Source organism: Flavobacteriales bacterium TMED191, from assembly GCA_002171975.2.
Taxonomy (GTDB): Bacteria; Bacteroidota; Bacteroidia; order Flavobacteriales; family TMED113.
Genome location: NHIO02000033.1, coordinates 1 through 22557, shown reverse-complemented (window position 1 = coordinate 22557; position 22557 = coordinate 1). Strand labels below are relative to the sequence as shown.

Sequence of the window (22557 nt, the reverse complement as noted above, 5' to 3'; positions counted from 1 at the left end):
ATATAATAATTTTACATCTCATAAATAAAGTTATATGCATAAAAATATTATACTATTTCTCATTGTTTTCTTTACATCTTTAAATGTTTTTGCTCAAAGTGGAACATTAAAAGGGAAAGTAACAGATGCGATGACAGGCGAAACTATACCTATGGCAAATGTTGTGGTTAAAATGGATGGTGCAACTATAATTGGAGGCGCATCTGATTTTGATGGTAATTTTACAATAAAACCAATTAACCCAGGAACATACTCTGTAGAGATATCTTTTATTGGATATAATACTATTATTCAAAATAATGTACTGATATCGCCAAATAAAATTACATTTAGTGATTACGAATTAAAAGTCAGTACAAATGAATTGACTGAAGTACAGGTGATTGAATATGATGTTCCGCTAATTGATGCGGATAAGTCTGGTTCAACCAAAACTGCTGAGCAAATTACGTCCCTACCAACCAGAAATGTGCAAAATGTTGCTGCCACAACAGCTGGTATTTATCAGTCTGATACTGAGGGTTCTATTAATGTGCGTGGATCTAGAAGTAATGCAACATCTTACTATATTGATGGGATAAAAATTACTGGTAATTCAAATGTTTTGCCACAGTCTGCAATTGATCAAATGACAGTTGTAACTGGGGGCTTGCCTGCTCAATATGGTGATGCAACTGGTGGTATTATTAGTATTACAACAAGGGGCCCCTCTAGAATTACTAAAGGAGGATTTGAGATAGGTTCATCTCAACTTACAGACCCTTATAATCATAATTTAATTGGTTTTAATTTGTCTGGTCCAATTTGGAGAAAAAAAGATGATGATAAGACACCAATACTTGGTTATTTAATTACGGGGGAATATAATCATAAATTAGATCCTGACCCCTCTGCAATTGGTGTTCCTGCTTTGAGAAATAGTGTGTTATCGGAAATTCAAAATCATCCTTTAGAGTTTATAGGAACTCCCTCTTATGGAAACTATGCATCTAGTTATTCTTTAAATGCAGCAGAACAATTGACATCTGACGATTGGACAATTCAAGATGTGAAAAAAAACTTAAGTGATGAAAAATTACAACTTCAGGGAAAATTAGATGCAAGAATTACAAAAGATATCAATCTAACTGTTGGTGGTAATTTTTCACATCATGTTGATATGGGAAGCTCTCTTTGGTGGAGAAAACAATTACTAAATTTTGACAATAATAGACAATACATTAGGGATAATTATAATTTCTACGCTAGAATCCAACATAAATTAAGTGGTGATGAAGCACAAGGTTTAGTTAAGAATGTATTCTATACGTTACAAGCTGATTACTCTGCTTACAAAGCAAAACTAGAAAACCCAAATCATGGTACTGATTATTTTAAATATGGTTATGTTGGAAAATTCACTCCATCTATAGATGACACAACTTTTACAAATACGTCGCCTTTTTTTTGGGATTCATATGATGTATATGTGTTAGATCAAAACGGTAATAAAGTTCCGGTTTTAAATTCGGATGGATTCCAAGATGTAGATGAAAACGGAAATTTATTATGGCAACAGGAAACACAAACAGGTGTGCTTTTGCAAGAGCATGTGACTTTAGATTTTGAAGCTAGTGATGCTAATCCTCTACTTGCTAACTATACTCAAGATTATTATGATTTTTTCCACTCTTTTATGGAAGAAGGACAAAATCCAACTCGCGAACATGTACAATTTAGTGCATTAATGAATGGTGATTCTCCGCCTGATGTTTATGGTTTATGGTGGAATTCAGGATACCCTAATTACTTCTCATATGATTACTCAGAACAAAAGCAAACCTTTTCTGGTTCAGCTTCTGCTGATATAGGTAACCATTCAATTCTTTTTGGTTTTGAATATGAAAAAAAGAAAGAAAGATATTATAGAGTTTATACACCTGCACTATGGAGTACTGCTAGACAGTTAGCAAATCAACACTTAACAAATCCTCAGTACTATGTAGATGATGAGGTACAATGGGATTTTGATGAAGATGTATTAATATTTTCTACATTCTACGATGTTAGTGAAGACAATGAAAATTACACTACATTTGGTCAAAACTTAAGAGAGGAGCTTGGACTTGGAGTTAATGATTATTTATATATAGATCAGTATGATCCAGGTGTTTTTTCCATAGATATGTTTGCTGCTGATGAATTACTTCAGGGTGACTATTTAAATCTTTATTATTATGGGTATGATCATACAGGGAGTGAAATAAATGAGCGTGTTTCCTTTGATGATTTTTTAAATGAAAAGGATGATAATGGTGATTATACAAGAAGAATATCTCCTTTTGAGCCCTTATATTCAGCTGCCTACATACAAGACAAATTTGCTTTTGACGACATTGTATTTAATGTTGGTTTAAGAATAGATAGATATGATGCAAATCAGGAGGTGTTAAAAGATAAGTATTCACTTTATCCAACTAGGACAGCAGCTGAAGTAAATCCTGGTTTAAATCCAACTGTAGATGCAAGTGCACCAGCACATCCATCCAATATCGGTGATAATTTTGTAGTATATGCTAATTCAATAACTGATCAAACTCAGATTACTGGATATAGAGATGGTGATAATTGGTATGATGCTACAGGTCTGCCAGTAACAGACCCCTCTGTCTTAAGTCTTGGAAGTGGTGTAATACCTTTTTTACAAAACCCTGATCATTTATCAGATCCTAATAGAGGTTTAACTGGAGATGCATTTGAAGATTATACACCAGCGGTTTCTGTAATGCCAAGAATATCATTTAATTTTCCAATTTCAGATGAGGCTATGTTTTTTGCACATTATGATATCTTAACACAACGACCACCCTCTAATAATATAATGAACCCATTTGACTATTTATTTTTAGAAGCTAATACAACTGAAGTGGCGAATCCAAATTTATTACCTGAAAAGACAACAGATTATGAAGTTGGTTTTACTCAAGCATTAACAGGTCATTCAGCCATCACTTTTTCGGCATTTTATAGAGAGTTAAGTGATATGATTCAGGCCGCAAGAGTTACAGAAGCTTACCCTATGACATATACACATTTTGACAATATAGATTTTGGAAATGTTAAAGGTTTTTCATTTGGATATGATTTGAGAAGAACTAAAAATATGTCATTAACGGCAAATTATACTTTACAGTTTGCTGATGGATCAGGTTCTTCTGCCACTACTGCTCAACAGTTAGTTAATGATGGTTTTCCAAATTTAAGAACAACACTTCCTCTTGATTTTGACCAAAGGCATAATATTAGTGCAAATATTGATTATCGTTATGGTTCAGGTAATCGTTATGATGGACCCGTTTTATTTGGAAAAAATATTCTTGAAAATTTTGGTGCAAATTTTGTATTTGCTGCTGGTTCTGGAACACCATACAGTCAACAGTCCAATATTTTGGCTCAAGCAATGTTTGGTGTCAATACACGAGACGTTCTTGAAGGCAGTGTAAATGGAGCTCGAAAACCTTGGACTTTTAGAACTGATGTAAGACTTGATAAAACATTTCAGTTTAAAATGAACGATACTAGAAAGTTAAATATGGAGGTATATGTTCAAATTGAAAATCTTCTTAATACAGATAATATTGTGGGTGTTTACAGGTACACAGGTAATCCAGATGATGATGGATATTTATCCTCTGCTGAAGGTCAGCAATATGTTTCACAGCAGGTAAATCCGATGGCTTTTTATGATCAATATGATGTTAAGGTAAATAGTCCTGATAGTTATACTAGACCGAGATTAATAAAATTAGGAATGCAAGTAAACTTTTAGATATATGAAAAATTATTTAGTATCAATATTAGTTATTTTTATAAGCTTTACAAGCTTAAATGCAAAGGAAAATATTCCAAATCCAAATGATTCGAACAATAATAATTATAGGATAATTGCTTCTGGTTGTTTAGCAGCCACAGCTCAAACAGAATTAAATATTAATAATGTTAGGACGACTATTTTAGCTGGAGGTGATATGTGGTGGGATTTAGATAATGGAAAATATGAGATTCCTAATGGCGGAGGTAAACATTCTATGTTTGCTGGTGCTTTATGGATTGGAGGTCTAGATGATCAAGGAAATTTGAAGGTTGCAGGTATGACTTACAGACAAGATGGAAATGATTTTTGGCCTGGTCCACTTAATGCTGATGTAGCTAGTGATGACTATGGTACCGTAGGTCAGGATATTTGTACTGAGTATGACAAACATTTTGTCATTACTCGACAAGAGGTAGAAGATTATGTTGGATATAATACATGTTTATCTGATCCGAATTGTGATGTTGCTACTTCTTATCCTAATTATTCTCAAGCACAAGTAATTTCTGATTGGCCAGCCAGTAGAGTTGATGTAGATGGCACATTTGATTACTTAGCCCCTTTTGAAGACGTAAATGCTGATGGGATGTATACAGTTGGGATTGATTATCCTGGATATGATTTAGAGGGGACAAAAGATTGTAAAAATGATGACGTTTTATTTGGTGATCAAACTCTTTGGTGGGTTTTTAATGACAATGGTAATATTCACACAGAAACTGGTTCAGAATCAGCTATTGGACTTGAAATACAGGCACAAGCATTTGGTTTTACTACCAATGATGAAATAAATAATATGACTTTTTATAGTTATAAAATAATGAATAGATCAACATCAGTTCTTAATGAAACTTATTTTGGACAATGGGTAGATCCAGATCTTGGAAATTATCAAGATGATTATGTTGGATGTGATGTAAGTTTAGGATTGGGATACTGTTACAATGGCGATGCAGATGATGATGGAACGGCGGGTTATAATTATGATTCTGATGATCCTCCGCCTGCGATTGGAGTTGATTTTTTTAGAGGCCCATTAGCTGATATCGGAGATGGAATAGATAATGATAAGGATGGTGAAATTGATGAACCAGGAGAACAAATTATAATGTCCAAGTTTGTTTATTACAATAATGATTTTTCTGATTTTGGTAATCCAGAGAATGCCACACATTACTATGGTTATTTACGTGGAATATGGAAAAATGGTCAGCCTATGACATATGGTGGGACAGGATGGGAATCTTCAAATACGGAATGCAATTTCATGTTTCCTGGTAATACAGACCCTTCTTTTACTGAAGAGTGGACAGAAATAACTGCTGGTAATGATCCTGCAGACAGAAGATTTTTACAATCTGCTGGTCCATTTACACTTGAACCGGGTGCTGTTAATTATATTACTACTGGGGTGGTTTGGGCCCGTGCTTCCGAAGGTAATAATTTTGCCTCTGTGGAACTTATGAAGATTGCTGATAACAAAGCCCAAACTTTATTTGATATTTGTTTTGAAGTTATTGACGGACCAAGTGCACCAGATATTAATTTTGTTGAATTAGACCAAAAGATAATTATAAATTTAACAAATGCTGAAAATTCTAATAATTATGCAAATCAGTATACAGAGGAAGATCCATTTATCTCGGATGTTTTAGTTGAATCACAAATAAACCCTGGCGTATTTGAAAACCTAGATATTAATAAAAATTATGTTTTCGAAGGTTATCAAGTTTTTCAACTTAAGGATGCCACTGTTACATCGAATGATTTATATAATCCTGATAAGGCATTTATGATATACCAATGTGATATAGAAAATTATAGAACAGCTGATGGAGATGTTGTTACAACACCAACTGATGATTCAACACCGATATCTAATTTAGTTAATTATTCGCTTGATGAGAGTATAGGCCCTAATGTATATTTACCTCAAAATATGACATTAGGTGCTTCGAATTCTGGTATAAATAATTCAATTCTGATTACTGAGGATAAATTTGCATCCGGTGATCCTGGACTAATTAACAATAAAGCATATTATTATATGGCAATTGCATATGCTTATAATGAGTACATTCCTTATGCTACAGAAATTCCATTTACATCTGCATCTGCTTACTCACCTAGTATTTTAGGACAAAAGAAGCCATATTTAGCTGGTAGAAAAAATATAAGAACTTATACAATTATTCCTCACAAAACTGAATCATTCGGAGATGTTCCGACTGCATCTTATGGTACAATTCCATCTCAGACAGGTTTAGCGGGAAGTGGTAATGGTGGAGGTTTTTTAGAATTAACAGATAATTCTAGGAATAGTATTGCTGAAAATTATTTTTCCGATACCTTATCGTATATGATCAATAGTTCTCCTGCATTAATTAGTGTTATTGATCCATTGTCTGTCCCAGATGCTGATTTTATTTTTCAAATGACTGATATCGACTCAGGTAATATTGACGATGTAACATGGAAAATGTCTAAAATAGAAGACGGTGATACAATTTCGGTATTGTCACAGAACACTTTAAAAGATAATGCTCAACAAATTATTCCTGAGTGGGGTCTAGCAGTAAAATTTCAGAAAATATCTGATCTAGAATCAGGACAGGTAGATAACTTAGGATGTTTGAGTTGTACAGATTGGATTAGTTTCACTGTAACTAACTCTCAAATGGAGGAGATAGTTTGGTCATCTATGGAAAACGGTACCACCTCCGAGGATTTAGATGATATTCTTAATGGTACAGAATATACCTCTGCTACTCAAAATCTATGGTTAGCCCCTATTCCTGATGTTGACGATGTATGGCAGTTTGCTCCTTTTTTGAGGCCCTTAGACTGGGTTAGATCTGGTAATAATTCTTTTACAGCTAGTGATGCAGTGCTATTTCAATACCAAGATTTTGGTGACCTTGGTATAGATGGTTCTCCGCTAGAGTCTGGTGATATTTCATTAGATCCAAATGGTGTTTATGAAAATCAAGCATTAGTTCCTTATAAATTAGTAAGTACTGATTACAAGGGTAATATAGCATCTTCAACTACAACTAATGAAATCAATTCTATTGATACAATTGGTGGAGGATTAGCTTGGAAAGAATGGAAATCAGAGACTGACCTGAATAATTTAAATAACGTTGATGTTGTTCTAACTCCTAATAAGGACTTATGGACAAGATGTCCTGTCTTAGATATGTCTGAAACAGAATTATCATGGAATGGTAATGGACCTGCAATAGATAATAATCAAATTAGCAGTAATGACTGGGTTTCAGGTGATGATTATGGTTCATGGGATGTAGGCTCTGGAACAGGAGAAAATGGAGAAGAAAAGTGGGATTTAAGATTAGATAGTAATGTTGATAAAGATGGAAACCCAGATTTATCCGGATCAGGTTTTAATTCTGAGAATGGCTGGGGATGGTTTCCAGGCTATGCAATTGATGTTTCATCTGGTAGGAGATTAAATTTAATGTTTTCAGAAAATTCTTCATTAGGTGAAGAACACAATGGAGATGATATGTTATACAATCCCACTGGATATATATATGGAGCAGGTGAACCTAATCTTATTGACCAAAGTAACTGGGATGAGGTTAACTCTGTTACTATGAATGGTGGTCATGCTGTTTTTGTTCTAGATACTGAATATCAAGGTCATAATCATGAAGATAATCCACATTATGATTCATATGTTGGATCAACTTCTGGAAATGCATGGAATTCTTTAAGAAAGAAACAGGTCATTGAACATATACAATGGGTAGGTAATTGGGTCTCTAATCGAGATCAAGAATTTCTTGGTAATGAAATAGTGATTAGAGCTCGTGTTCAAGAAAATTATGGTTACAGAGACTTAAGTGTAATTGCGAATAGTAATTCAGATTCTTTAATAAACTCAGGATATCCTTACTATACATTTAATTCATCTGAAATATTAACTTTAATTGATAATAAGGATGCAAAAGAAGCAGGTCTAAAGGAAGTTAATATTGTTCCTAATCCATATAATGGTGCATCTGGCTATGAAACAGGACAGGTAGATAACAGAGTAAAAATTACAAATTTACCTAGGGAATGTACGATCTCAATTTATACAGTTAACGGAAATTTAATTAGACAAGTAAAAAAAGATAATGATATATCTTTTTTTGAGTGGGATTTAAAAAATAATTATGGTATTCCAATTGCATCAGGTGTTTATATCATACACGTAGATGCAGGTGAAATTGGAGAGAAGGTACTTAAATGGTTTGGTGCGCTTAGGCCAACTGATTTAGATAGTTTCTAGGATTATAATATAGATTAATAAAGTATTATTTATGAAAATTAAAACACAAAAATTAGTATTTATTTGCTTATTTAGTTTAATATCTTTTGCACTTTTCGCTCAAACAGAGGGCGACGAGAGAACTGGACAAGCTGGTGCTTCTGAACTATTAATAAATCCATGGGCGCAAAGCTCAGGAATGGCTGGAGCAAATACTGCTTCTGTCAGAGGACTAGAAAGTGCCTTTTTAAATGTAGCAGGATTAACTGGAATAGAGGGTACAGAATTAATATTTTCTCATGCCTCTTGGTTTGCAGATATTTCAATTAATGCTTTTGGATTTGGTCAGAAAATTGGTGATACTGGAGCAATGTCAGTATCTATTATGTCTCTAGATTTCGGTGAAATTGAACGAACAACATATCAAAATCCTGATGGTGGAATTGGTACTTTTTCTCCACAATTTATGAATATAGCCTTGTCATATGCTAAGAAATTCACTTATAATATGTCAGCAGGTCTGACTGTAAAAATGATTTCTGAATCTGCTGCTGAATTATCTGCTAACGGTGTTGCATTGGATGCAGGAGTTCATTATGAAACGGGTAGACGAGGTGAGGCAAAATTTGGAATTACATTAAAAAACATTGGTCCTAGAATGGAATTCAACGGAGATGGAGATGATGTTACTGTAAATGGATTAAATGGGTATGATATGACTATGGAAATCAGATCTGCCTCGTTTGAATTACCTTCTCTACTTAATATAGGTGGTTCGTATGATTTTTATTTACTAAATGATGAGTTTAGAATTACATGTTCAGAAACATTTGTTTCAAATTCCTTTTCTAAAGATCAATTTTTAACTGGTCTAGAAGTTTCTTGGAAGGAGATGGTTACATTAAGAGGCGGTTATGGTTATGAGAGTGGTATTTTAGATGATTTTGATGAAGGTAGAACAACCTCATTTAAAGGCTTGTCAGCTGGTTTTAGTGTAGAATTGCCTCTTTCAGATGAAACAAATTTCGGATTAGATTACTCTTATAGGCCCGCAGATCCTTTGCAGTCTGTTCATACTTTTGGTGCAAGAATTGTACTATAGTTTATAATAAATTAGAAAAATCATATTATATTAATTTAAAACGTATTGGTATATGTCAAAGATTGTATATTATAGTTTAGAAGCTTTAGATAAATTAAAATCAGAGTTGAATCAGTTATCTACAGTTGAGAGACCTAACATATCAAAGCAGATTGCAGAAGCTCGTGATAAAGGTGACTTATCTGAGAATGCAGAGTATGACGCCGCAAAAGAAGCACAGGGATTACTTGAAATGCGTATATCTGAACTAGAGTCAAAAATATCTGTAGCACGGGTCATTGATGCTTCAAAGCTAGCAACAGATAAAGTGTTATTATATTCTAAGGTTGGAATAAAAAATAATTTGACAGGTTCAATTCTTGAGTATATTCTAGTACCAGAATCGGAGGCAGATATATCAGTTAATAAAATTTCTATTTCTTCACCAATAAGTCAAGGCTTACTAGGAAAAAAAGTTGGTGAATTAGCTAGTATTAATGTGCCTTCAGGTGTTATTAATTTTGAAATTTTAAGTATTTCTAGGTCTTAAATTAAATGGATTCTGTTTTTAAAAAAATAATAAATAAAGAATATAGTTGCCATTTAGTTGCCGAAGATCAATTTAATATAGCATTTATGGATATTAGACCAATAAAAACAGGTCATGTTCTTGTTGTGCCTAAAAAACAGGTTAATTATTTATTTGATCTAAAAAAAGAAGAATACCAAAGTTTATGGGCTTTTGTTCGCATCGTCGCCAAAGGTTTAAAAAAATCAATTAATTGCAATAGAATTGGAGTTAGTGTTATAGGCTTTGAAGTTCCACATGCGCATGTACATTTAGTGCCAATTAACAATATAGAAGATATGAATTTTTCTAAAAGTTTCAATTCCAATGAAACAGAATTATCAAAATTGTCTAGAGATATATCTAAAAAAATTATTTATTAGACTTTATTTAATTCTTTTAGGGTTATTTTTTATAAATTGACTCCAAGTTTCTTTTTTATTATTTAATATTATTCTCTTTTGAAGTGCATGACATACAGCTGCGGCTAGACCATCGGTTGCATCTAGGTATTTAGGTTTAGTTTCTATCTGTAACATCTTAATTAACATTCCAGCTACTTTTTCTTTTGATGCAGTCCCACTTCCTGTAATTGCTAACTTTATTTTTTTTGGCGCATATTCGACAATGGGGATTTTATTTACAGCACTTGCTACCATTGCAGCTCCTTGTGCTCTTCCAAGTTTTAGCATAGATTGAGCATTCTTCCCAAAGAATGGAGCTTCGATTGCAATTTCGTCTGGTGAGTACATTTGAATTATATTATTGGTTGTCTCAAAGATTTTTTTCAGCTTTAAATTATGAGACTTAATTTTATTTAGTAAAACAACATCCAGGTATAAAAATTTTATTTTATTTTTTGACTTTTTGACAAGTCCATAACCCATTATATTAGTTCCGGGATCAATACCAAGTATTATTTTATCTTTTTCCATTTTATATAAATATAATAAATAGCAATTCTATATTTAGTATATTGAATAATTAAATGAATTTCAAAAGTATTATAATTAATTTATTTTCATCTAATATAGCATCACTCTTAGCTTTATTATTAGTTGTATTGTTTTTTGTTTTAGCAGTATTCTCTTATCAAATTATGCCTGATAATACTCCGTTAGCAAATAATATTCAATTATCAATTGCAAAAAAGTCTCCAGGTTTTAGTGCAAATGTTTTGTTGTTAAAAAATGATTCTATTTACAATTCTCAAAATATTTTTTCACAGTTTTTTTTTGGTAAAAAAAAACATTACAAGGAGATAATAATTGATAGCTACTCTTACAAAGATGATACATTATCTTATGTGTTGTATAATTTTAATAATGTTCGAAAAGAAAAAGTTTCATTAGATAAATTACATCATAATAAAAATAACAAACACATAATTAATAAAACTTATATATTAGGAACGGATAGATATGGTAGAGACTTATTAAGTAGAGTTATCTTAGGAACAAGAATATCCTTTTCAGTAGGCTTTATATCGGTATTTATTTCATTATTAATAGGTATTTCTTTGGGGATGATATCAGGCTATTATGGCGGTAAATTAGATGTTTTTATTAGCTGGTTAATTAATGTTGTGTGGTCAATTCCAACATTATTGCTCGTTATTGCTATCAGCGTTGTTTTAGGTAAGGGATTTTGGCAAGTTTTTGTTGCGGTTGGTTTGACAATGTGGGTTGAAGTGGCGCGTGTAACTAGAGGAGAGGTTTTGAAAATTTCTCAGATGCCATATATAGAATCTATTAGGTCATTTGGTGTTCCTGATTTTTATATAATGTTCAAACATATATTGCCCAACATCATTAATCCAATTATCATAATTTCAGCTGCTAATTTTGCTACCTCAATTTTATTAGAATCTGGATTAAGTTTTTTAGGAATAGGAGTTCAGCCGCCTATACCTTCCTGGGGGATGATTATTAGAAATCATTATGGATTTATTATAATGGATAAATTATATCTTGCTTTAATACCAGGTTTATGTATTGTCTTGTTAGTATTATCCTTTATGTTTTTAGGTAACAGACTAAGGGACTTGTTAGGTGTAAAATCTAGAAAATAATTAAATTAACTGTAAAAATAACTATTCCAATAACCATGATTATTAGTGTATAAGGTAACAATTCCTTTGCTTTTATTTGTGTAATACCTAATAATGGAAGTGCCCAAAATGGTTGTAACATATTTGTTAATTGATCACCATATACTAGTGCCATAATACTTTTAGGTATGGATACCCCTAATTCGAGAGCAGATTGGATTACAATTATTCCTTGTACTGCCCATTGTCCACCACCACTTGGAACAAAAATATTTACTAAGCCTCCACTTAACATAGTAAAAATAGGATATGTGTTTTTATTTGAAATATTAATAAAGAATTCAGCAAAAATATCTACTAGGCCTGTCGAGTTCATTATCCCCATAATTCCAAAATATAAAGGAAATTGTATAAGTATTCCACTAGCACTGCTAATAGCAGTATTTACAGATTTTATAAAATAACTAAAGTTTTTATGAAGAAATAGGCATAGCCCCAATAATAGCAAGTTTATAAAATTCGGGTTAATGAATGCTAATGATTCAGCATTAAAAACCTTTTGAATAGCGAAAAGTATAATTGATAGTCCAATTATTTTAGAAAAAATTTTAGACTGGTCAATTTTTTCAGCTCCAATTGCTTGTGTTTTTTCTTTTAATATTTCAGTCTTTTTAAATTTAATTTTTGACCCTTTAGAATTTCTCATTCCAAGCAAAAATAAAATCAAGGGTATAATGATTATTAGTAATAAACTAACTGATAGATTCATGTTAGAAAAAACAGTTTGAGAAAAGTCTATTCCAGAAACTGGTATCTGTTTAAGAATTGTAGGATTAGTAATAATATCTTGAAGGTGATTTTCTTCTGCAATTTTCAAAGGTATAGAGCCTGAAAGTCCGCCATGCCACACCATTAAACCAGAATATCCCGCAGCACCAATTAAAGGGTAGTTTAGTTGTAAGTTGTTTTGGACTGAGTATTCCCCAACTTTTCGCGCAAGAATAGCTCCAAAGATTAGTCCCAATCCCCAATTAAAAAAACTAACAAGAATTGTTGATAAAGAAACCCAGAATGCTGCATTAGCTGAATTATTACATAAAGGTGTGATTTTTTCTATAATTTTTTTTGAGAAATTTGTTAATGCTAAAACATAACCTAATACTAACATTAACATCATTTGCATTGCAAAATTCATTAGCGCATTATTCCAAAGTCCCTTTTCCCATGCCGTGATTACAAATGATAGTTTATAGTCAGTTAGTAATAAGGCTAGAAAAATAATTATGATAGTTAGAATAACAGCAATTGAGAAAGGACTTGGTAGAGTTTTTCTAATAGTATTTTCTAATTTTTTAATCATCTTTAAAAAGGTAATTCTTCTTTTTCTTCTGAATCTGGGTTTAGATTTGAATTATTTGATGGATTAATCTTCCATGCATCTATATTGTGATAGTATCGATTATTATATTCTCTCGAAGATATGTTAAAGAAAACTTCAATTCTATCCCCTATGTTATATGATTCAAGAATTTTCACCTTTTCTTCCCCGAATAATTGAAAGCATATTTTACTATTATAATCTTGACCTATGTCAATCAGAAATGTTTGTTTTATCCATTTTTTGCCCTCTTTGTTTTCAATGTTTTCTATTTGATTTTTTTTTGTTAGTGTACCTGTTATTGATAAGTTGCTCATTTTATTTAATTTATTTAGGTTTTTGAATTTCAAAAAGACTTTGACCAAAACCTTTACAGTACCAGTTATTTCCAAGCCGTCCTACGAGTTTAACTTTATTTTGATCAATTTGGTTATTCTTATCTAGAATTTCTGAATTTATGTGAATTAAAATAATTTCGCATATAATCAGATTTCCTGCGCCTCCTTTTTGTCCAAGCTCAATTATTTGGTTTACTTTACATTCCATTTGGACAGGAGACTCCTTTACTCTAAAGGGTTTAATTCTTTTTGAAGCAATTGGTGTTAGACCTGATTCATTAAATTCATCAATCTCAGGTGGAAATTCGGTACTGGAAATGGAGGCTTTTTCAACTATTTTATCATTTACAATATTGATTACAACCTCCTTAGTCTCTTTAATATTTTCTAATGTATCTTTTGTTGTATTATTTCTAACTCTTCTTGCCGGAGAAAAAATTGCAATTGGTGGTTTTGCGCTGAATACATTAAAAAAACTAAATGGACTAACATTATTAATTCCATTTGAGTCAATTGTACTGGCTAATGCAATTGGTCTAGGGCCTACACTTGAAAGAAGGTATTTGTGTAAGTCTTTTGTTGCAATTTTATTTGGTTCAATTTCTAAGTTCATAATAACGCAAATTTGAATAAAGATTTAACAAATCTATATAATAATAATCATTTTGAATAATTATATATATTAATTAGTATATATAGTTTTGTATATTCGCATATATAAAATGATGAATGCGGATATGGTGGAACTGGTAGACACGCTAGATTTAGGATCTAGTGCCGAAAGGTGTGTGGGTTCGACTCCCTCTATCCGCACCATTTTTTAATTTAAATTTATCTAGGTAATGAAAATTTATACTAAAAAAGGAGACTTAGGTAAAACCTCTATAATTGGTGAAAAAAATATTGACAAACACCATGTGAGGATTGAGGCATATGGTACTGTTGATGAGTTAAATTCTTATTTAGGGCTTTTAAGATCATTCGATCATGTTAAAATGAATACACATCAAGATGAATTAATTGATATTCAAAACAATTTATTTATAATAGGCGCCTCTTTAGCATCTAAATCTCAGCCTCGTCTTAATATGACTATTACTAATAAATCTATAGAAAAAATAGAAATATATATAGATAATATTGATAAAGATTTACCGCCGTTAACTTCCTTTATATTACCTGGTGGTGATCGTTGGAGTTCTTATGCGCAAATAGCACGTTCTGTTTGTAGAAGAGCTGAACGAAGAATTACACAATTAAATTTAACAATAAATGTTGACCCAAATATTATAACTTTTATGAATCGTCTTTCAGATTATTTATTTGTTTTATCAAGAAAAATTGGTAATATAAAAAACATCAAAGAAATCAAATGGCATTGTTAATACAATTTTGATTTCTAACTAAAAAAATTATATTTGCAATATTAAATGAATATTGAATAGATATGTCATATTGGACTTTAGAATTAGCTTCTTATTTAAGTGATGCCCCTTGGCCAGCGACCAAGGATGAATTGATTGATTACGCAATAAGATCTGGTGCACCATTGGAAGTGGTTGAAAACCTACAGTCAATGGAAGATGAAGGCGAAAGTTATGATTCCATTGAAGAAGTTTGGCCAGATTATCCGTCCTCTGATGATTTTCTTTGGAACGAAGAGGAGTATTAGTATATATTATTCACACAAAATTTAAATGAGCATTTTATCAACCATCTTAAACCTTTTTGGTACAAAATCTCAAAGAGATATGAAAGAGTTGTCTCCAGGTTTAAATAAAACACTAAGCTTTGGAAATGATTTTACATCTCTATCTTATGATGATTTAAGAAAAAAAACAATTGAATTTAAAATTACAATTAGTGATTCGTTGAAACCTATTGATTTAAGAATAAAAGACTTGAAAAAAGAAATAGAAGCGCAGGAAAATACCGATATAAAAGAAGATATATACAGTCAGATAGATCAATTAAATGTAGAAAAAGATGAAATAATTGTAAAGGTTTTAAATTCAATCAAGGAGGAGGCTTTTGCTGTTATTAAGGAAACTGCTAAACGCTTTACAGAAAATGAATCAATTACGGTAGAAGCAACTGACAATGATGTTTTACTAAGCCAGAATTCGGATCATATTAAGATTGAAAAAAATCAAGCTATCTGGAATACATCCTGGGTTTCTGGTGGAGTGATGAAGAAGTGGGATATGATACATTATGATGTTCAATTGATAGGTGGATTAGTTTTACATCAAGGTAAAATTGCTGAAATGCAAACAGGAGAAGGTAAAACTTTAGTTGCAACATTACCGATTTATTTAAATGCTCTAACAGGACTCGGAGTTCATGTAGTAACAGTTAACGACTACTTAGCAAAAAGAGACTCAGAATGGATGGGGCCATTATTTGAATTTCATGGCTTAACTGTTGATTGCATTGATAAGTATCAACCTAATTCTAATGATAGAAGAGAAGCTTATCAATGTGACGTTACATATGGAACAAACAATGAGTTTGGTTTTGATTATTTGCGGGATAATATGTCTCACGATGTTAAAAACTTAGTTCAAAGGAATCCATATTTTGCAATTATTGATGAAGTTGACTCTGTATTGATTGATGATGCTCGAACTCCCCTTATTATTTCTGGTGCAGTGCAACGAGAAACTAAACAGGAGTTTCAAAGTTTAAAGTCAACAGTTGATGCATTAGTCAAAGAACAAAGGAAGCTTGTTAATAGTGAGTTGATTTTAGCTAAATCAAAAATTAAAGATAATAATGAAAAAGATGGTGGAGTTAATTTATTCCGTGCTCATAGAGGACTTCCGAAAACACCTGCGCTAATAAAGTTTTTGAGTGAAGATGGTATGAAAACCTTATTGCAAAAAACTGAAAACTTTTACATGCAAGAACAAAGCAAAAATATGCATATTATTGATGATCAATTATATTTCACTATCGAAGAAAAAACAAAGGGAATAGAACTAAGTGATAAGGGGTTAGAATTTTTAGCTGGTTTATATGGAGATCCTGATTTTTTTCTATTACCAGATATTAATGTTGAGTTAGGAGAAGTTACTGATGCAAATGCAAAAGATGAAATTATTAGAAACTATGCAATAAAAAGTGAGCGTATGCATACTATGACACAACTTTTAAAGGCTTATAGTTTATTTGACAAGGATGTTGATTATGTTGTGGTAGATGAAAAAGTCAAAATTGTTGATGAGCAAACTGGTAGAATTATGGAAGGAAGGAGATATTCAGATGGTCTTCATCAGGCTATCGAAGCTAAGGAAAACTGTAAAATAGAAGATGCAACTCAAACATTAGCATCTATTTCTTTGCAGAATTATTTTAGAATGTATAAAAAGCTTTCTGGAATGACTGGAACTGCTGAAACTGAGGCAGGTGAGTTATGGGATATTTATAAACTGGATGTTGTTTCTATTCCTACAAATAAGCCTGTAATTAGAAAGGATAAAGAAGATTGTGTTTATAAAACAAATAGAGAAAAATATAAAGCAGTTATTGACGAAATTGTCGCCTTGACAGACAATAACAGACCGGTTTTAGTTGGGACTACTTCTGTAGATATTTCAGAGAAAATAAGTCGATTATTAAGTGGTTTAAAAATCAAACATAATATTTTAAATGCTAAACGTCATCAGCAGGAAGCTGATATAGTTGCTCAGGCCGGTATTCCTGGTACTGTGACTATTGCTACTAATATGGCTGGAAGAGGGACGGATATCAAGTTATCTAATCAAGTTATTAGTTCAGGTGGTTTAGCAATTATTGGTACAGAACGTCATGACTCAAGAAGAGTAGATAGGCAATTGCGTGGTAGATCTGGGAGACAAGGGGATTCTGGTTCTTCTCAATTCTTTGTTTCTCTTGAAGATAATTTAATGCGAATTATGGGCTCTGATAGAATTGCAAAAATAATAGATAGTAATTTTGCTAAAAGATTTGGAGGCGAATTTAAAGATGGAGACGTAATTCAACATCCTATGATTACTAAATCAATAGAGCGAGCCCAAAAAAAGATAGAGGAAAATAATTATGGAATTAGAAAAAGACTTTTAGAATATGACGATGTTATGAATTCTCAAAGAGAGGTAATATATAAAAGAAGAAAAAATGCTCTTTTTGGTGAACGATTATCTCTTGATGTTTCAAATATGATTTATGATGTTGTATATTCTATATTAGAAAAACAATTAGACCAAAAAAATATTGATGAATTAAAATCAGAATTTCTTGTTACATTTTCCAATGAAGATGTAATTAATTTTATTGATATGCAAAAAATTAATGATTCAATAGAAAAACAAGGTTTATTATTAACAAATCAAATACGTAATCTTTTCAATGACAAACTATTAAGAATTAAAGAAGAGGCTTTCCCTGTTATAAAAAGAATGCACGAGTCTAATACAAAATTTAATAATGTTAGAATTCCATTTTCAGATGGCTTAAATACTATTGGTATTGTCTGTAATATAGATGAGGTTATTAATTCCGGAGGAGATTCTCTAATTACTTCATTTACTCGAGATGTGATTTTAGCATGTGTAGATAAAAATTGGAAAGAGCATTTGAAAGCAATGGATGATTTAAAGCAGTCTGTACAGGGAGCAGTCTATGAACAAAAAGATCCATTGTTAATTTATAAATTTGAATCTTTTAAATTATTTAATGAATTGATAGAGATTATTAATAAAGATGCAGTTTCATTTTTATTTAAAGCAAACCTTCCTAAAGGTAATTCATCAGAACCACAAAGTATCTCAAGAAATTCAGATTTAATTGGTCATGCCTCTAGGGGTAAAGAAGAACGAGCACCCTCAAGAAATCAAGCTATAAATACGCAAAATCAGCAAAAACTCACTAGACAGCAAAAAAGAGCACAACAAAAAAATATAAAAAGAGGTTCTGGTGGTAGATTTAAAAAGTATTAATTAAAGTAAACTTTTCAATTTCTCTAATTTCAGTTTTCGCGATCCTTTAATTAAAATTAATGAATTTAGAATCTTATTTTTTACAATTAACTTTTCACATGCTTCTACAGAAATACAATGATTAAAATATTTTGGATAATTAGTCTTTTGGAAAATAGGACCGATTAAATAGCATTTTTTAATTTTTAAATTAATTAATAGATCTACTATTTCTTGGTGATATTTAATCGAATATTCACCTAGTTCCAGCATATCTCCTATTATTACAGTATGTTTTAAAAGTGGGTAGTCGTCTTTAATAATTATAAAATTTTTTATTGCTTTAGTTGTACTAGTAGGGTTAGCATTATATGCATCTAAAATAATTTCATTTTTGTCAGTCTTAATAAATTCAGACCTATTGTTTTGTAATTCTAATTTTCTCAATACATAACATATTTCTTCATCATTTATATTACAATAATTTGCAATTTTAATTGCTGCTGCAATATTCTTGGCATTGTAATTTCCAATAATTTTAGTTTTGATTTTATTTTTTTTCCATTGAATCGATATAAAGGGATTACATTCAAAATATAATGATGCATTTGTTTGCTTTTTATTCCTAGATTCTAGTACCGCATTATAAAAGTATTTGTTTTCGTAATTACTAGTTAATTTTAGTAGTATTTTATTTTGTTGGTCAACAAATAGGGTGCCATTTTTTTTCATTATGAATTCATAAAGTTCCGATTTTGCTTTTATAATATTTTCAAGGTTACCAAAACCCTCAAGATGTGCCTTCCCAATACTAGTAATTATTCCACTAGTAGGTTGAGCAATTTGACAAAGTAACTTTATTTCACCTAAGCTATTTGCACCCATTTCAATTATTCCAATATCATGAGTATTATCTAATGACAATAAGGTTAATGGAACTCCAATATGATTATTGTAATTTCCTTGAGTACAACATGTGTTATATCTTGTAGATAAAAAATTATTTAGTATGTCTTTTGTTGTTGTTTTTCCATTGCTGCCAGTTATTGAAATAATTGGTACATTAAAATTTTCCCTATGCTTTTTAGCTAGAAGTTGAAGAGTTTTAATTGTATCTTTTACATGAATAATTTTAGGATTATCTGAGTTTTTATTTGATTCCTTTATTGCATATTTTGCTCCATTTTCTAGTGCTTTTTCTGCAAATAAATTACCATCAAATTTCTCACCTTTTATACCAAAAAATAAAGAGTTTTTTATATCATTAGACCTGGAGTTAATTGATATTTTTTGATCGCATTCTTTATATAGCTTATATATCTCGTTTATTTGACTCATTACATCATTTTAGCATAAAAAAAACCCAAGCTATTATACTTGGGTTTTTTATTATTGTACAGTAATAACTTTAATCATTAAGGTATTGATTAAAGTTGTTATTGTATGAACCATCTTTATATTTCCAAAGTTGCTTTGTACGTTCTGCATCTTTTTCTTCTCCTAATTTATAATATCCACCTGAAACATATCCTAGGTGATCAACTACACATCTAAATCCTATATCACTACTTGCTAAGTCTTCATTTAAGAATCTTTTACTTCCAGGACTTAACCAATATGCATCATCTTGCCATGATCCACCCTTATAGATTCTTGTATAATTATTAATTAGAGTAACTTTTCCGTAATCATAAACCCCCCATCCAGCATACTCTGGAGCTAATGGTAATGATCCTTGTCCATCTCTGTAGTCAATATTATTTGCTCTATTATAATTTCTTTTTGGGCTTGTTCTTGGATTACTTCCTTTTGCGGAACTAAGAAAATCATAAGCATCTATATTTTCATCATTTCTTGATTCAGATTGCGTAGATCTATCATTTTCATATTCGTAACTTTCCTTACCTGGAACATCACGTCCCTTATATATAGCATATGGATTTTCATCCGAAAATCCATCTCCATCTTCATCACCTATAGGATCATCACTTCCATCAATTTGTTCATTGATTAGAACCATCGAACCTGGTTCAGCAGGATAAATATATTCACCATTTTCATCCATTAATCCTAGAGCTTGGGCTTCTTCTTCTTCTAAATCTTCCAACATTCTTACGTATCCATCATCACCTCTTGGAATTTCTTTATATAGATTGCCTCTAAATGGATTTAAATCACTTGAGCTGAGTGGTGTTAGTGGTCTATATACATCCATTACCCATTCATTGACATTACCAGCCATATCATATAATCCCCAATCATTTGGAGGGAATGACCCGACAGGCATTGTCATTGTACCTAAATCATTATTTATAGGGGACACTCCAGCATAATCACCTCGTCCATGTCTAAAATTTGCTAAAAACTGACCTGCTCTCATTTCTTCAAATGCGATAGATCTATATGAAGGTGTGTTCATGTAATGATCATAGCCAATAGAGGAGTAGCCTCCATATGTCCCATCTTTAGTTTCGTTTTCATTTGTTGCACCATCTGTGATTGCTTGAATAAGACCAGCATCTCTAAATGTTCCATATTGTTGTCTAGAAACGTTAGGCATATTTGCTGTTTTGTTATATGGTTGACGTAACGAAATTCTTCCGGATTTACTTCCATCCTTTATATGGTTATCTGCATCAACGCTTCTCCATGGATAAAACTTTCCGTGCATGTTTCCATCAGGAGTTACGGTATGGTTGTACCCAGCTACAGCAGCGAACTCCCATTCTGCTTCAGTTGGAAGTCTATATGGGGTTGTAAATAGACCATCTTCGATTTTGATTTTTCTAAGTTTTCTTCTTGCATTTGGGTCATCCTCTTGAGTTGCTGATAAGTCAGGAACACCTCTTCGTAAACCTTTGCTACCCTTTTCCCAATTATCAAGATCATATTCTTTGTATTTTAAGTATTTTTGAGTACTAAAGTAGCCTTCTTGATCATCACCAATATCATAGTAGCCTTCTTTCCATTTTTTCCAAGCTTTTTCAGGTTTCCCCAATGCACCTGATTCGATAATTCGTCTTTCATTCACTCTGTCAGTTCGCCAGTCGCAGTATTCAACGGCTTGTTGCCAACTAACACCAACAACGGGATAATCCTGATATGCAGGATGTCTATAGTATTGAGTAACCATTGGTTCATTAAAACTAAGTTGAGATCTCCAAACTGTACTATCAGGAAGAGAATGAGTGTAGAGGTAAGCATACATGCCTTCTCCTTCCTCCCAAAATACACGTTTCACCCAATCAGTGTATTCACGATACTGGAGGTTGGTAATTTCTGTTTGGTCCATCCAAAATGACGACACTGTAACTTCCTTAGGAATATTGTTTCCATCTTGCATAACATCCTCCTGAGTTCTTCCCATAACGAATGTTCCACCTTGAACAAATACCATGTTTGAAGGAATCTCCATGCCATCGTATATAAATTCTTCATTATCTCCTTTACTATTTTTTAACTTTGCTTCAAATCCTCCATTTTGTTGCCAATTTGTTGCCCATCCTGTAGTTACAGAGTAATCTTCAGGGGGATTGTTGATACATCCAACAACAAAAATTAAAGATAAACAAAGAGAATACTTTAAATATGATAAAAATTTCATAACTGTTTGGTGTTTATTTTATATAATCCGATCTATAATTTATAGAGGATAATTAATTAATTAACTAATATATTAAAAATTTGGACAAGGTATATTATTTTGTGAAGGATTTTTATAAAAACATCCTAATTGGATTTGTAGAGAAATTTCATGTGCACCACCAGAGCTTATTCCTAGTTGTGATACAGTAAGGTCATAACTATAACCAATTTTATATTTTTCTAAATCATATCCTAATAAAAGAATTACTGCATCAGAGTTGTTAAAACCTCTTCTATATGATGCACCAAGCATAAAATCATTACTAGCAATGTGAGCTCCTAGAATAATTTGTTCAGATTCAGCTTGTTTCTGGAATATAAAGTGTGGAGTTAGAAAATTAAATTTTGAAAAAAATCCAGTTTGAAAAAAACCTAAGCCAATGTCATACAATAAAATTTTTGCTCCACCGTGAAGCGTCACCTTCATT

Annotated in this window: 16 protein-coding genes and 1 tRNA gene; 10 read left to right on the top strand and 7 right to left on the bottom strand. The window is 31.7% G+C overall.

Features of this window, described 5'->3' with window-relative positions:
• The first annotated feature begins 34 nt into the window (after positions 1–34).
• The 5 genes from CBD51_003445 to CBD51_003425 are packed head-to-tail and all read left to right on the top strand — an operon-like array spanning position 35 to position 10161.
• A complete protein-coding gene (locus tag CBD51_003445; protein RPG59280.1) occupies positions 35–3808 on the top strand; it encodes a hypothetical protein in 3774 nt (1257 codons plus the stop codon).
• Between the two features lie 4 nt (positions 3809–3812).
• Positions 3813–8150: a hypothetical protein gene (locus CBD51_003440; protein ID RPG59279.1), complete on the top strand. Its 4338-nt coding sequence runs from the start codon at positions 3813–3815 to the stop codon at positions 8148–8150.
• Positions 8151–8181: 31 nt separating this feature from the next.
• Positions 8182–9231, top strand: coding sequence for a PorV/PorQ family protein (locus CBD51_003435; GenBank protein ID RPG59278.1), 1050 nt, complete (start codon positions 8182–8184; stop codon positions 9229–9231).
• Positions 9232–9283: 52 nt separating this feature from the next.
• Complete coding sequence (gene greA, locus CBD51_003430) at positions 9284–9760, top strand: transcription elongation factor GreA (protein RPG59277.1); 477 nt, start codon at positions 9284–9286, stop codon at positions 9758–9760.
• 5 nt (positions 9761–9765) lie between these two features.
• Positions 9766–10161 carry an HIT family protein gene (locus tag CBD51_003425; GenBank protein ID RPG59276.1) on the top strand — a complete coding sequence of 132 codons (396 nt, stop codon included), beginning with the start codon at positions 9766–9768 and terminating at the stop codon, positions 10159–10161.
• Positions 10162–10164: 3 nt separating this feature from the next.
• Here the strand turns inward: CBD51_003425 and ruvC are convergent, their stop codons facing one another.
• On the bottom strand, positions 10165–10713 hold the full coding sequence (ruvC, locus tag CBD51_003420; GenBank protein RPG59275.1) for a crossover junction endodeoxyribonuclease RuvC: 549 nt from the start codon (positions 10711–10713) through the stop codon (positions 10165–10167).
• Positions 10714–10766: 53 nt separating this feature from the next.
• On the opposite strand from ruvC, the gene CBD51_003415 reads away from it, so the two are divergent.
• Positions 10767–11849: an ABC transporter permease gene (locus CBD51_003415; protein ID RPG59274.1), complete on the top strand. Its 1083-nt coding sequence runs from the start codon at positions 10767–10769 to the stop codon at positions 11847–11849.
• Here the strand turns inward: CBD51_003415 and CBD51_003410 are convergent.
• Genes CBD51_003410 through CBD51_003400 form a run of 3 tightly spaced genes read right to left on the bottom strand, consistent with a single transcriptional unit; the run spans position 11839 to position 14157 of the window.
• On the bottom strand, positions 11839–13188 hold the full coding sequence (locus CBD51_003410) for a short-chain fatty acid transporter (GenBank protein ID RPG59273.1): 1350 nt from the start codon (positions 13186–13188) through the stop codon (positions 11839–11841). The genes CBD51_003415 and CBD51_003410 overlap by 11 nt on opposite strands.
• A gap of 2 nt (positions 13189–13190) precedes the next feature.
• Complete coding sequence (locus tag CBD51_003405) at positions 13191–13523, bottom strand: DUF3127 domain-containing protein (GenBank protein ID RPG59272.1); 333 nt, start codon at positions 13521–13523, stop codon at positions 13191–13193.
• Between the two features lie 10 nt (positions 13524–13533).
• The gene (locus tag CBD51_003400) at positions 13534–14157 is read right to left on the bottom strand and encodes a flavin reductase family protein (protein ID RPG59271.1); all 624 of its coding nucleotides are present in this window, start codon (positions 14155–14157) and stop codon (positions 13534–13536) included.
• A 118-nt stretch (positions 14158–14275) separates the two neighbouring features.
• On the opposite strand from CBD51_003400, the gene CBD51_003395 reads away from it, so the two are divergent.
• The 4 genes from CBD51_003395 to secA all read left to right on the top strand — a co-directional run bounded on the left by CBD51_003395 (position 14276) and on the right by secA (position 18505).
• Positions 14276–14360: transfer RNA gene (locus CBD51_003395), tRNA-Leu, on the top strand.
• Positions 14361–14386: 26 nt separating this feature from the next.
• Positions 14387–14929, top strand: a complete 543-nt coding sequence (locus CBD51_003390) for a cob(I)yrinic acid a,c-diamide adenosyltransferase (protein ID RPG59270.1) — start codon at positions 14387–14389, stop codon at positions 14927–14929.
• A 62-nt stretch (positions 14930–14991) separates the two neighbouring features.
• The gene (locus CBD51_003385; protein RPG59269.1) at positions 14992–15216 is read left to right on the top strand and encodes a DUF2795 domain-containing protein; all 225 of its coding nucleotides are present in this window, start codon (positions 14992–14994) and stop codon (positions 15214–15216) included.
• A 25-nt stretch (positions 15217–15241) separates the two neighbouring features.
• The gene (secA, locus tag CBD51_003380) at positions 15242–18505 is read left to right on the top strand and encodes a preprotein translocase subunit SecA (protein ID RPG59268.1); all 3264 of its coding nucleotides are present in this window, start codon (positions 15242–15244) and stop codon (positions 18503–18505) included.
• Here the strand turns inward: secA and CBD51_003375 are convergent, their stop codons facing one another.
• The 3 genes from CBD51_003375 to CBD51_003365 all read right to left on the bottom strand — a co-directional run.
• Positions 18506–19822, bottom strand: a complete 1317-nt coding sequence (locus tag CBD51_003375; GenBank protein ID RPG59267.1) for a UDP-N-acetylmuramoyl-tripeptide--D-alanyl-D-alanine ligase — start codon at positions 19820–19822, stop codon at positions 18506–18508.
• 70 nt (positions 19823–19892) lie between these two features.
• Positions 19893–22088: a hypothetical protein gene (locus CBD51_003370; protein ID RPG59266.1), complete on the bottom strand. Its 2196-nt coding sequence runs from the start codon at positions 22086–22088 to the stop codon at positions 19893–19895.
• Between the two features lie 72 nt (positions 22089–22160).
• Positions 22161–22557, bottom strand: a 397-nt coding sequence (locus CBD51_003365) for a type IX secretion system membrane protein PorP/SprF (protein ID RPG59265.1), incomplete at its 5' end; no start/stop codon positions are given.

Coding starts and splice junctions, on each gene's coding strand:
- CBD51_003445 (RPG59280.1), top strand. CDS start 35: ATGCATAAAAATATTATACTATTTCTCATTGTTTTCTTTACATCTTTA.
- CBD51_003440 (RPG59279.1), top strand. CDS start 3,813: ATGAAAAATTATTTAGTATCAATATTAGTTATTTTTATAAGCTTTACA.
- CBD51_003435 (RPG59278.1), top strand. CDS start 8,182: ATGAAAATTAAAACACAAAAATTAGTATTTATTTGCTTATTTAGTTTA.
- greA (RPG59277.1), top strand. CDS start 9,284: ATGTCAAAGATTGTATATTATAGTTTAGAAGCTTTAGATAAATTAAAA.
- CBD51_003425 (RPG59276.1), top strand. CDS start 9,766: ATGGATTCTGTTTTTAAAAAAATAATAAATAAAGAATATAGTTGCCAT.
- ruvC (RPG59275.1), bottom strand. CDS start 10,713: ATGGAAAAAGATAAAATAATACTTGGTATTGATCCCGGAACTAATATA.
- CBD51_003415 (RPG59274.1), top strand. CDS start 10,767: ATGAATTTCAAAAGTATTATAATTAATTTATTTTCATCTAATATAGCA.
- CBD51_003410 (RPG59273.1), bottom strand. CDS start 13,188: ATGATTAAAAAATTAGAAAATACTATTAGAAAAACTCTACCAAGTCCT.
- CBD51_003405 (RPG59272.1), bottom strand. CDS start 13,523: ATGAGCAACTTATCAATAACAGGTACACTAACAAAAAAAAATCAAATA.
- CBD51_003400 (RPG59271.1), bottom strand. CDS start 14,157: ATGAACTTAGAAATTGAACCAAATAAAATTGCAACAAAAGACTTACAC.
- CBD51_003390 (RPG59270.1), top strand. CDS start 14,387: ATGAAAATTTATACTAAAAAAGGAGACTTAGGTAAAACCTCTATAATT.
- CBD51_003385 (RPG59269.1), top strand. CDS start 14,992: ATGTCATATTGGACTTTAGAATTAGCTTCTTATTTAAGTGATGCCCCT.
- secA (RPG59268.1), top strand. CDS start 15,242: ATGAGCATTTTATCAACCATCTTAAACCTTTTTGGTACAAAATCTCAA.
- CBD51_003375 (RPG59267.1), bottom strand. CDS start 19,822: ATGAGTCAAATAAACGAGATATATAAGCTATATAAAGAATGCGATCAA.
- CBD51_003370 (RPG59266.1), bottom strand. CDS start 22,088: ATGAAATTTTTATCATATTTAAAGTATTCTCTTTGTTTATCTTTAATT.